The 11496-nt window shown below is 64.0% G+C and carries 12 protein-coding genes; 8 read left to right on the forward strand and 4 right to left on the reverse strand.

Features of this window, described 5'->3' with window-relative positions:
- Entirely contained in the window at positions 1-1221 is a 1221-nt protein-coding gene (locus ACYCVF_RS35340; protein WP_459602719.1) for an NAD(P)/FAD-dependent oxidoreductase, read from the reverse strand.
- A gap of 223 nt (positions 1222-1444) precedes the next feature.
- On the opposite strand from ACYCVF_RS35340, the gene ACYCVF_RS35345 reads away from it, so the two are divergent.
- Positions 1445-2239 (forward strand): enoyl-CoA hydratase/isomerase family protein, encoded by a 795-nt coding sequence (locus tag ACYCVF_RS35345; RefSeq protein WP_459602717.1) that lies wholly within the window; start codon positions 1445-1447, stop codon positions 2237-2239.
- A gap of 235 nt (positions 2240-2474) precedes the next feature.
- Here ACYCVF_RS35345 and ACYCVF_RS35350 read toward each other — a convergent pair whose 3' ends face one another.
- Entirely contained in the window at positions 2475-4187 is a 1713-nt protein-coding gene (locus ACYCVF_RS35350) for an IlvD/Edd family dehydratase (RefSeq protein WP_459602715.1), read from the reverse strand.
- Between the two features lie 511 nt (positions 4188-4698).
- On the opposite strand from ACYCVF_RS35350, the gene ACYCVF_RS35355 reads away from it, so the two are divergent.
- Positions 4699-5643: a hypothetical protein gene (locus ACYCVF_RS35355; RefSeq protein ID WP_459602767.1), complete on the forward strand. Its 945-nt coding sequence runs from the start codon at positions 4699-4701 to the stop codon at positions 5641-5643.
- 16 nt (positions 5644-5659) lie between these two features.
- On the opposite strand, the gene ACYCVF_RS35360 is transcribed toward ACYCVF_RS35355, so the two are convergent.
- The gene (locus tag ACYCVF_RS35360; protein ID WP_459602713.1) at positions 5660-6592 is read right to left on the reverse strand and encodes a LysR family transcriptional regulator; all 933 of its coding nucleotides are present in this window, start codon (positions 6590-6592) and stop codon (positions 5660-5662) included.
- A 101-nt stretch (positions 6593-6693) separates the two neighbouring features.
- Here ACYCVF_RS35360 and ACYCVF_RS35365 point away from each other — a divergent pair, with 101 nt between their 5' ends.
- The 5 genes from ACYCVF_RS35365 to ACYCVF_RS35385 are packed head-to-tail and all read left to right on the forward strand — an operon-like array spanning position 6694 to position 9469.
- Positions 6694-7506, forward strand: coding sequence for an SDR family NAD(P)-dependent oxidoreductase (locus ACYCVF_RS35365; RefSeq protein ID WP_459607336.1), 813 nt, complete (start codon positions 6694-6696; stop codon positions 7504-7506).
- A gap of 32 nt (positions 7507-7538) precedes the next feature.
- The gene (locus tag ACYCVF_RS35370) at positions 7539-8072 is read left to right on the forward strand and encodes a YkgB family protein (RefSeq protein ID WP_459607334.1); all 534 of its coding nucleotides are present in this window, start codon (positions 7539-7541) and stop codon (positions 8070-8072) included.
- Positions 8073-8120: 48 nt separating this feature from the next.
- The gene (locus tag ACYCVF_RS35375; RefSeq protein ID WP_459602707.1) at positions 8121-8567 is read left to right on the forward strand and encodes a cupin domain-containing protein; all 447 of its coding nucleotides are present in this window, start codon (positions 8121-8123) and stop codon (positions 8565-8567) included.
- Complete coding sequence (locus ACYCVF_RS35380) at positions 8560-9015, forward strand: carboxymuconolactone decarboxylase family protein (RefSeq protein ID WP_459602705.1); 456 nt, start codon at positions 8560-8562, stop codon at positions 9013-9015. Before ACYCVF_RS35375 ends, ACYCVF_RS35380 begins: the two co-directional genes overlap by 8 nt.
- 43 nt (positions 9016-9058) lie before the next feature.
- Complete coding sequence (locus tag ACYCVF_RS35385; protein WP_459602703.1) at positions 9059-9469, forward strand: cupin domain-containing protein; 411 nt, start codon at positions 9059-9061, stop codon at positions 9467-9469.
- 7 nt (positions 9470-9476) lie between these two features.
- Here ACYCVF_RS35385 and ACYCVF_RS35390 read toward each other — a convergent pair whose 3' ends face one another.
- A complete protein-coding gene (locus ACYCVF_RS35390; protein ID WP_459602701.1) occupies positions 9477-10301 on the reverse strand; it encodes an NAD-dependent epimerase/dehydratase family protein in 825 nt (274 codons plus the stop codon).
- A gap of 91 nt (positions 10302-10392) precedes the next feature.
- Here ACYCVF_RS35390 and ACYCVF_RS35395 point away from each other — a divergent pair, with 91 nt between their 5' ends.
- The gene (locus tag ACYCVF_RS35395; protein ID WP_459602699.1) at positions 10393-11361 is read left to right on the forward strand and encodes an SMP-30/gluconolactonase/LRE family protein; all 969 of its coding nucleotides are present in this window, start codon (positions 10393-10395) and stop codon (positions 11359-11361) included.
- The last annotated feature ends 135 nt before the right edge of the window (positions 11362-11496 follow it).

Raw genomic sequence — 11496 nt, forward strand, 5'->3', positions numbered from 1 at the left:
TCACGCCAGCGCGCTCTTCAGGTCGAAGCTCTCGTCAGCGGCCTGCTCCGGTGTGATCGAGCGATCCATGCCCTGCAATCTGCGGCCGAACATGTGATCGCCGGCGCGGTTGATGGACTCGATGCCGAGCAGCTTGTCGCCCTTGTAGCAGAACGCCGAGAACGCCTTCCTGGCGGGGTCTCCGCGCAGCACGACGCGGTCGTAGCCGGTGGTGAGCCCTGCGATCTGGAGCTTGTCGTCGCCCTGATCGCTCCAGAACCAGGGATGACTGTCGTAGGGCTTCTTGTCTCCGGTCAGGCGTGCCGCGAGGCAGCGGGCGTGGTCGGTGGCGTTCTGCACCGATTCCAGCCGGAGCGATCCGCCAAAGCGCGGGCTTGCGAACAGCGCGCAGTCGCCGATCGCCGAGATGTCGGGATCTGCCGTCGCAAGATATTCGTCGACGATGATGCCGGCGGCGACCGGCAGCCCCGCCTCGGCCGCGAGCTCGATGTTCGGCAGCACGCCGACGCCGACCACGACGAGATCGGCCGGCAGATGCCGCCCATCGCTCAAGGACACGCCGGTGACCTTGCCGCCCTCCGCCTCGATCGAAGTGGCTTGCACGCCGAGATGGATGCGGATGCCGGCCTCGCGGTGGCGCTCTTGAAAATACTCCGAGACCTCGGCCGTCACCGCGCGCGCCATCACGCGCGGGGCAAGCTCGAGCACGTCGACCTCGAGGCCCTTGATCCGCGCCGTGGAAGCGAATTCGAGGCCGATGAAGCCGGCGCCGATGATGACGGCGCGCTTCTTGGTGGGCATGATCTGCCGCAGCGCCTCGCTGTCGTCGAGGATGCGCAGATATTTGACGTCGGGCAGGTTGGCGTTGGGGAGATCGAGCAGGCGGTTGCGCGCGCCCGTCGCCAGCACGAGATGGCCGTAAGGCAGCGTGTCGCCTGAGGCGAGCAGGACCTTGCGGCCGGCGCGGTCGATCGAGACGGCGCGGCCGGCGATCAGCTCGATCTTCTGGTCCTGGTAGAATTTCTCCGGCCGGAGCATCAGGCTCTCGGGCCCCGCCGAGCCCTTGATGTAGGCCTTCGACAGCGGCGGGCGCTGATAGGGCAGATGCGCCTCGTCATTGATCAGGCAGATGCGCTCTGAAAAACCCGCCTGGCGCAGCGATGCCGCGACCTGGTAGCCGCCATGGCCGGCGCCGACGATGATCACCGGACCGTCCGTCATTGGACAGCCCATTTCCGGAAGACACGAGCGTAACCCATGCCGGCTCCTCTCTCGCTGATTTTGGTTTGCTGGCCGCGGAGGAGCCGGCGCTCGTGTCCGTTCCTTGGCGAAGGCGAGCCCATTTGAGCCTATCGTTTGGCCCAGTGCAAGAGCGGCTGGGGATTGTCACCCCTCGCCTTCTGCGATTTAGTTCGAGCCTCGACCTCCTGCCGGGGATTTCAAGATGCCAGCTCCCATCTCAAAGCCCGACGATCCTGCCCTGCTGCGGATCGACGGCCCAATCGCGACCATCACCCTCAACCGCCCTGCCGCGTACAACTCGATCAATCTCGCGATCGCGCAGAAGCTCGAGCAGCTCGCGGCCTATCTCGAAGGCGCGGACGACATCAAGGTCGTCGTCCTCGAAGGCGAAGGCCGCGCCTTCTCGGCCGGCGGCGATCTGCAGACGATCGGAGCCGCCGCCGAAGCCGGCACGGTGACGCCTGTCGTCGGCGAGCTCCTGAAGCACTATCATGCCTTCATCGAGATCGTCCGCCGCATGCCGAAGATCTCGCTGTCCAGCGTGCACGGCTCGGCCGCCGGCGCCGGCATGGGCCTCGCCTTCGTCACCGACCTCTGCATTGCCGCTGAGGACGCGAAGTTCACGCCGGCCTATGCCAAGATCGGGGTGTCGCCGGACGGCGGCTCGACTGTCGGCATCGTCGGCACGGTGGGCTCGCGCCGGGCGCTGCAGATCTTTCTCGCCGAGGACAATTTTACCGCGCAGCAGGCCTATGAATGGGGCCTGGTCGCCAAGACCGTTCCCGCAACCGAGCTGAAGGCGGCAACGCGGCAGCTTGCCGAACGGCTGGCGCAGAATCCACCGGCCGCGATCGCCGGCACCAAACAGCTGGTCTACCAGGCCGCGACCACGCCGGTGAAGCAGCAGCTCGATGCCGAGGAGCACAAGATCATCATGGCGATGAACACGGAGCCGTTCCGCGCCGCCGTGAAGAAGTTCACCAGCAAAGGCAAGTAGGCCACACGATCGGTGGCAGGCTATCGCATATGACCCGTGGCGGCGGCCTGTGCGTACGCCTCGTCCTTCGAGACGGCGCTTACGCGCCTCCTCAGGATGAGGCTCATCAGCGTCAGCACCCGTTGAAACTGCAGCCGCGCACTCCGTCCTCATCCTGAGGAGCCCGCCTAAAGCGGGCGTCTCGAAGGATGGCCGCAGGGAAGCTCTCGAATGCGATAGTCCTGCGGTCGGTGGCTCAGCCCTTCGCGGGGCCCGTCCTCTGCATGAAATCGAAATCGCAGCCCTCGTCGGCCTGCATGATGGTTTCGTTGAACAGCCACGCGTAGCCGCGCCGCGCCTCGTCAGGCGCTGCTGCGGGTTTCAAGGCGGCGCGCCGTCGCTCCAGCTCGGCGGCATCGACCAGCAGCTCGATGCTGCGCCTGGCCACGTCGAGGCTGATCATGTCGCCGTTCTGCACCAGGGCCAGCGGCCCGCCGACGGCGGACTCGGGCGTGATGTGCAGCACGATGGTGCCGAACGCGGTGCCGCTCATGCGTGCGTCCGAGATGCGTACCATGTCCTTGGTGCCGCCGCGCGCGAGCTTCTTCGGGATCGGCAGATAGCCCGCCTCGGGCATGCCCGGCGCACCCTTCGGCCCGGCATTGCGCAGCACCAGCACGTCGTCGGCGGTGACGTCGAGATCGGGAGCGTCGACCCGCAAGGTCATGTCCTCGACGGATTCGAAAACGACGGCGCGCCCGGTGTGCTGCAACAGCTTCGGGCTCGCGGCCGATTGCTTGATGACTGCGCCGCGCGGGGCGAGATTGCCGTGCAGAATGGCGAGGCCGCCTTCCTTCTTGATCGGATTGTCACGCGGGCGGATCGCGTCCTGGCCGGGCACCTCTTCCGCATTGGCGACGACGTCGCGCAGCGTCTGGCCCGAGATGGTCCTGGCGTCGAGATCGACGAGGTCGCCGAGCTGCGCCAGCATTTTCGGCACGCCGCCGGCGTGATGGAAATGCTCCATGTAATGCTCGCCCGACGGCTTGAGGTCGACCAGCACCGGCACCTCGCGGCCGATCTGGTCGAACACGTCGAGATCGAGCCGGTGCGGCGAGCGATGCGCCATTGCGGTCAGGTGGATCAGGCCATTGGTGGAGCCGCCGATTGCCTGGAGGACGACCTGCGCATTCCTGAAAGAGGCAGGCGTCAGCAACTCGCTGGGTTTCGGTCCCTTGGTCTTGGCCATCTCGGCGGCCACCTTGCCGCTCGCCTCGGCGAGGCGGAAACGCTCGGCATGCGGCGCGGGGATCGTCGCACTCATCGGCAGCGACAGGCCCATGGCTTCGATCATGCAGGCCATGGTCGAGGCCGTGCCCATCACCATGCAGGTGCCGACCGATGGCGCCAGGCGGCCATTCACCGCCTCGATCTCGGCATCATCCATGTCGCCGGCGCGATATTTCGCCCACAGCCGACGGCAGTCGGTGCAGGCGCCCAGCACCTCGCCCTTGTGATGGCCGACCACCATGGGACCTACGGGGATCACCACCGTCGGCAGATCCGCACTGATCGCCGCCATCACCTGCGCCGGCAGCGTCTTGTCGCAGCCGCCGATCACGATCACCGCATCCATCGGCTGGGCGCGGATCATCTCCTCGGTGTCCATCGCCATTAAATTGCGCAGGTACATCGAGGTCGGATGCGCAAAGCTTTCGGCGATCGAGATGGTCGGGAATACGAACGGCATCGCGCCCGACAGCATAACGCCGCGCTTCGCCGCTTCGATGATCTGCGGGACGTTGCCGTGGCAGGGATTGTAGTCGCTATAGGTGTTGGTGATGCCGACGATCGGGCGCTCCAGCGCGTCGTCGGAATAGCCCATCGCCTTGATGAACGCCTTGCGCAGGAACAGCGAGAAGCCGGCGTCGCCATAGCTCGTCAGACCCTTGCGCAAGCCACTCGTCATCAGGTCGCTCCCTTCAGCTTTGTCGTCGTGGTAAGGCCAGCCCCCTGATTGTCAATAAGCCGGGGTGCAGGCCTGACGCTTGGTGGCCGGGGCCCTTCTCACGCGAGCATCTCACAGCGCGGCTCGCCGCAGGTTCAACTCCCAATCCTACATCTGGTTTGCCGATTCTCGACGCTCCCGAACGAGCGCTAGTGCTCCGGTTTTCCAGCTTCTGCGGCGCGGGTTCGCTGGAACTCGGCGTCTCTGCAATTCGCATGAAGCAAGCAGCTGAACCTCAGGTGCGCCTCCGCCGGCTTCCCCTGCTCCAGGCCAGCGATACGGATAATCGTCTCGAACGCAACTAAGAATGATTAGCAAGTAGTTGCATTCCGGGCCGTTCCATGGAATGCTGTTGCGAATGACTTGCAATCGCAGGGAAGATTGCGCGAACCTAAACCCCTGCGTCGATCGGGCTTTGGTTTGTGTGGGTTGGTGGATTGTGTTGGTGAGAAAATCGAGCTTCCCGGGCGCAATGGCGGCGGCAACCATCGTCGCCGGTTATCTTGCGAGCTGCGTCTCCGCCTCCGCGGACGAGGGCGCACGCGGCCTCGCATATGCTGCTCCATGGCCCGGCTCCGCACCTGGTCTCGGCGTCAAGTTGCCGGGCGGTCTGCCGTCAGCTCACGCGGACATCGATACCGAGCACATCTTCGGCTTCAGCATGGGTTCCGACATCGGCAAGCCCGGCGAAACCGAGATCGAATTCGAGAATGTCGGTGCGTTCGGCAAGCGCGCCGGCAGCTACGCGGCCTGGGCCAATCTCAATCAGGTCAAATACACGGTCTCGGACAATTTCCGGATCGCACCCGGATTTGCGCTGAGCGGACAGCGCATCAACGGCGTTCCGGGACTTGCCGATCATTCGGACGTCTCTTTCGGCGGCGCCGCGCTCGAACTGCGCTACAAGCTGGTCGATCGTGCCGTCGCGCCCTTTGGGCTCACCCTCCATGCGCAGCCCGGCTGGAGCCGGATCGACGATGCCAGCGGCATGCATATCCAGCAATATGGCGCAGAGTTTGCCGCGCTCTTCGATCGCGAGCTGGTCAAGGACAGGCTGTTTGCGGCCTTCAACGTCTGGTATGGGACCGGCGGAACCCGCGAGATCGCCACCAATCTTTGGCGACACGATTCCGAGATGCAGCTCCAGGCAGCGATCTCGTACGCAGTGAAGCCCGAACTCGTGCTCGGCCTCGGCGTTCGCTACGCACGGGCGTATGACGGCGGCGCACTCGACCGCTTCGTCGGCGATGCCATCTTCGCTGGCCCGACCTTCTCCTACACCATCTCGAAGGAAGTCGGCATCTCCGGTACCTGGCAGATGCAGGTTGCAGGCAGCGCGGTCGGCGACAGCCGCAGCCTCAACCTGGAGCAGTTCGAACGGCACCAGGCGCTGTTGCGTCTCAACCTGCATTTCTGACGTCCGGGTCCGACAGTTACGACCGTTGCTTACGCGACGCCACGTCCCGGGGCATATTGGCCAGGCGCGCCCTCAGGCGCGGTACTGCAAAATCGAGAAAGGCTCGCAGTTTGGCCGGCATGAAGCGGTTGGGCGAATAGACGAAGTTGACCGGTTGCGGCGGGGGCTGAAAGTCCTGCAGAAGCGCGACGAGTTCTCCCGACCGCAGCGGATCTGCGACGAGGTATGAGAACGCGACGGTGACCCCTATGCCTGCGCGTGCGGCATCGAAGGCGGATTCCAGATTGCTCGCAATGAAGCGCGACCGCACCGGCACCGCATACTCGGTCTGCCCTCGCTTGAATCTCCACGTGCTCGGCGATTGGAGCGGAGGATAGCTGATGCAGTCATGCGTAGAGAGATCGTCGGGAGACTTCGGCATACCGCGCAGTTCCAGATAGGCCGGGCTGGCGCACACCACGCGGTGAATTTCCCCCGCGCGCACGGCGATCAGGCCGCTGTCGGCGAGATCGCCGACACGAAGCGCGACGTCAATGTGCTCGTCCAGGAGATTGAGCGTCCGGTCCTGCAAGTTGAGCTGAACGTCGACCTCCGGGAAGGCCGCAAGGAACTCGGCCAGGATCGGCTGCAGGCACAAGCGGCCGAGTGCAACGAGCGTCGTGACACTCAGATCTCCGCGCGGCGTGGTGTATTCGCCGGAGGCGACGCGTTCGGCCTCGGCAAGATCAGCAAGAATTCGCTTGGCCGCCGCGATGTAGGAGCGTCCGGCGTCAGTAGGAACGAGGACGCGGCTCGATCGGTGAAACAGCTTGGTGTGCAGGTGCTCCTCGAGCTCCGACACCTTTCGACTCACCGTTGCCAGGGGCATTTTCTGATGGCGTGCAGCAGCTGACAGGCTGCCGGCCTCCGCCACTGCCAAAACCACCGACATGCTTTCGAGACGATCCATTTATGACTTCCATATTCTGGAAGGATAGATCCCGAATTTGCCAGATACCCGTCATTTCCGGAAGCGCCTATTCCTCTCCGCACCGAAACGGAGAGACGAAAATGACCCAGACCAGAAAAGGCACTGCCCTCATCACCGGTGCTTCGACCGGTATCGGCGCGATCTACGCCGATCGCCTGGCGAAGCGCGGCCACGACCTCATCCTCGTTGCACGCAACAGGCAGCGGCTCGCATCGCTGGCGCGCAGGCTCGCCAACGAAAGCGGCCGCAAGGTGGAGACGGTGGAAGCCGATCTCACATCCCCTACCGACCTGCGCCGTGTCGAGCAACTCCTCAGAACCGAGCCCGGCATCTCGCTGCTGGTCAACAACGCCGGCGTCGGTGCCTCAGCCCCGCTGATCGCCTCCGACGTCGACAAAATGGAGGACATGATCCGCCTCAACGTCGGCGCGCTCACGCGCCTGACATACGCGGCGGTCCCCGGATTCATCGACCGCGGCCACGGCACGATCATCAACATCGCCTCCATCGTCGCGATCGCACCGGAACTGCTGAACGGCGTCTACGGCGGCTCGAAAGCGTTCGTGCTCGCATTCACCCAGTCACTCGTTCACGAGCTCGCCGGCAAGGGCATCCGCGTGCAAGCCGTGCTGCCGGGCGCCACTGCGACCGAGTTTTGGGATGTCGCCGGTACGCCGGTTCACCAACTGCCCGCCGAGATCGTCATGTCGGCCGACGACATGGTCGACGCCGCGCTCGCGGGTCTCGACCTCGGCGAAGTCGTGACGATCCCGGCGCTGGCCGACAAGTCCGTGTGGGATCGCCACGAGAGCGCGCGGCTCGCCATGACGAACACGCTCTCGAGCGCCATTCCCGCCCCTCGCTACAACCTGCACACGCACGTGAATGCGTGAGCGATACCCAGCATCAAAAAATGGAGACAACCATGTCACGCATCGTCAGCCACTCGTCCACCTCACCCATCGCGCTGAGCCAAACCATCAGCTGGCGCGATCAGTCTGAACGCCTGCTGGCCTACGCAGAACCGGTCAGCCGGATCGGTCTCTATGCGTCGCTTGCAATCATCTATGCCTGGTTCGGCGGGATGAAATTCACCGATTACGAAGCCCAGGGGCTGGTGCCTCTGGTGGAAAACAGCCCGCTGTTGCGCTGGTTCTACGCGCTGTTCTCGGTCCGCGGCTTCTCCACTTTTCTCGGCTTCGTCGAACTGAGCATCGGGTCGTTGATCGCGCTCCGGCTGGCAAGCCCGATCTATTCCGCAGCCGGCGGCCTTCTCTCGGCCGGACTGTTCGTCACGACGCTGAGCTTCATGATCTCGACGCCTGGCGTCGTCGTGCCGGAGCTCGGTGCGCCCGCGATCACGGTCGCTCCGGGGCAGTTCCTGCTGAAGGACGTCGGCCTTTTGGCTGCTTCCTTCTGGGTGTTCGCGGACTCGGTGAAGGCGGTCATCCGCAGGTGAACAACGCGCCGCAGCACAACAGACACGAATTCGAAACAGGAGACCTCCATGAAAGTGCCATCCATCTTCGGTGCGGCTTGCGCTGCCATTGCCATTGCGGGTGCGACGCCGAGCGCCGCCCACGGCATCGGCGAAACGGTCATGCCGCATTTCGAGCAATCGATTCCCAATATCCCGGGCAAGTCAGTCGTGGCCCTGGTCGTCAACTATGCACCTGGCGGAGCGTCGCCTCCGCACATCCACGCCAAGTCGGCCTTCATTTTCGGCTACGTGCTGTCGGGCTCGATCGAGTCCCAGGTGAACGACGGACCGAGACGGGTCTACCGCGCCGGCGAGAGCTTTTACGAGCCGCCGGGCTCCCGTCATCCCGTCAGCCGCAACGCGAGCAAGTCCAAGCCCGCTAGCCTGCTCGCAGTATTCGTCGTCGACAGCGGCGAGAAGGATCTGACCACCGCCTCCGAGCAGGATCATCATCAAGGAGAAGACCATGAGTAAGCGTCTCGACTACAACCAGATCGCGCCGGCAGGCATCAAGACGCTCGGTGGCGTCTACGGCTACGTCCTGCAGAGCCGCCTCTCCCCCACGCTGATCGAGCTGGTCTATCTGCGGATCTCCCAGATCAACAATTGCGCCTACTGCCTCGACATGCACACGCGCGACCTGCTCAAGAAGGGAGAGAAGGTCGAGAAGATCGCGCTGCTGCAGGCATGGCGCGAGGCCGGCAATCTCTTCGACGAGCGCGAGCGGGCCGCCCTGGGATGGGCCGAAACGGTGACACGGGTTGCCGAGACCGGCGTTCCTGACGAGGCATACCAGGCCGCGCGCGCCGTCTTCGAGGAGCGTGAGCTCGTGGACCTCACGATCGCCATCAGCCTGATGAACGCCTACAACCGCATGGCCATCAGCTTTCGCGCAACACCCTCGGCGGCGGCCGCCGCCTGATCGACATCCGCGCAAGGACGCGCACAACCGATAGGACATTCACATGAAGAGACATGGAATCATCGTTGCGGCGGCATTGATCGCCGCAACCAGCCTGACTTCGCTCGCTGCACGATCCGAAGAGCCACGGCTGGGAGACATCAAGCGAACACATCTCATGAAGGAAGCTCTGAGCGTCCCCGGACGCGAGGTCGTCCAGGTCCGCGTCGACTTTCCTCCGGGCGTTGTCGCCGTCAGGCACAGTCACCCGGGCGAAGAGCTCGTCTATCTGATCGAAGGCGAGCTGGAATATCGCCTCGACGGCAAGCAGCCGGTGATCCTGAAGGCTGGCGCCGTACTGCTCATCCCTCACGGGATACACCATGAGGTGAAGAACGTCGGCAGCGGCACCGCGTCGGAGCTTGCGACGTACATCGTCGAGACAGGCAAGCCGCTGGTGACGCTCGGCAGGTAAACCGCTTCTACCGCTTATTCCAGTCGATCACGCGGGCTGGGTCGGCATCGAACTCCATGCTGCAGAACGTGCCGCCCTGGAAATAATCGCCGACCGGGTCCGGCTTCAGCTTGGCCTGCTCGGCCATCGCGTGCTCGCGGAAATCTTCGGCACGGCCGGTCGGGCGATAGCCGAATTCGTAGGCGCGGTGATTGTCCCACCAGGCGCGCTCGTTGAAGGAGGCGCCATAGAAGACCTCGAAATGGATGTCGGGATGCTCGAGTCCGATGCGGCAGAGCTGCACGAGGTCGTCGGGCTTGAGCCAGATCGCGAGCCGGCGCTGGTCCAACGGCATGTCGCCGAAATTGCCGATGCGCAGGCACGTCACCTTGAGGCCATGCTTGTCGGCATAGAGCGCGCCGACGGCCTCGCCGAACACTTTGCTGACGCCGTAGCGGCTATCGGGCCGCGCGGTGACGTCGGTGCCGATCTTGTGGTGGCGCGGATAGAAGCCGACGGCGTGGTTCGACGAGGCAAACACCACGCGCTTGACGCCCTTGCGGTAGGCGGCCTCGAACAGATTGTAGCCGCCGATGATGTTGGCCTGGAGGATTTGATCCCAGGTGCCTTCGACCGAATAGCCGCCGAAATGGAGGATGCCGTCGATGCCCTCGCAGATCGCTTCGCACTGCGCGAGATCGGCGAGGTCCGCCGCTTTGAATTCTTCGTTGGCTCCGAGATCGGCCGGTGGCTTGATGTCGGAGAGCAACAGATCCGGATAGATCGGCGGCAGCAGTTTGCGCAGCCGCGTTCCGATTCCGCCCGAAGCTCCCGTCATCAAAATGCGCGGCATGTCGTTCCCTCGCCCATAGCGACCGATTTGCGACCATGGATATCTGATGCTAGCAGACTTGGACAGAGGGAACGCAACACGAGAACCGCACATGAACGATGCATCGTCCCAAACGCAAGGCTGGCGGCCGGCGACCTGTTACCCCGACCCCGCGATCAAGGCACTCGATCCGCGCTTCGAAAAATACTGGCTGAAACTTTCTGCGGTGGAGCGGCTGGCGACGGGCTTACGCTGGGCGGAGGGTCCGGTGTGGTTCGGCGACGGGCGTTATCTGCTCTGCAGCGACATTCCGAACCAGCGCATCCTCAAATGGGAGGAAGAGACTGGCGCCGTCAGCGTGTTCCGCAAACCCTCGAATTTCGCGAATGGCAACACGCGCGACCGGCAGGGACGGCTCATCACCTGCGAACATGGCGGCCGACGCGTTGTTCGCACCGAGTATGATGGCAGCATCACCGTGCTGATGGATTCGTTCGACGGCAAGCGGCTGAACTCGCCGAACGACGTCGTCGTCAAATCCGACGGCTCGATCTGGTTCACCGATCCCACCTTCGGCCTGCTCGGCAACTACGAGGGTTACAAGGCAGAACCCGAGATCGAGCCCAACGTCTACCGGCTCGATCCCGCGACCGGCAAGGCGACGATCGTCGCCGAAGGCGTGCTCGGGCCGAACGGACTGTGCTTCTCGCCGGATGAGAAGATCCTCTACGTCGTGGAATCGCGCGGGGTGCCGAACCGCAAGATCCTCGCCTATGACGTCTCGGCCGACGGCACCACGATTTCCAACAAGCGCGTCCACATCGATGCAGGCCCAGGCACGCCCGACGGCATGCGCTGCGACGTCGACGGGAATCTCTGGTGCGGCTGGGGCATGGGCGATCCCGAGCTCGACGGCGTGGTCGTGTTCGCGCCGGACGGCGTCATGATCGGCCGCATCGCCCTGCCCGAACGCTGCGCCAATCTCTGCTTCGGCGGCGTCAAGCGCAACCGCCTGTTCATGGCGGCGAGCCAGTCGATCTACGCGCTGTATGTGAACACGCAAGGCGCGGTGGGGGGATAGTTTCTCCACCCCGTCATATGTGGACGGCCCCTATTGGCAAGCACTTTTTGAAATATCGAACGACTTGGTCGGCTTCAGTCATATGTCCGGCCTGTTGGTGCGGGTTTACGACCGCTGGCCCTGATGAAATCCGAT

The sequence above is a fragment of the Bradyrhizobium cedriense genome (assembly GCF_054602315.1).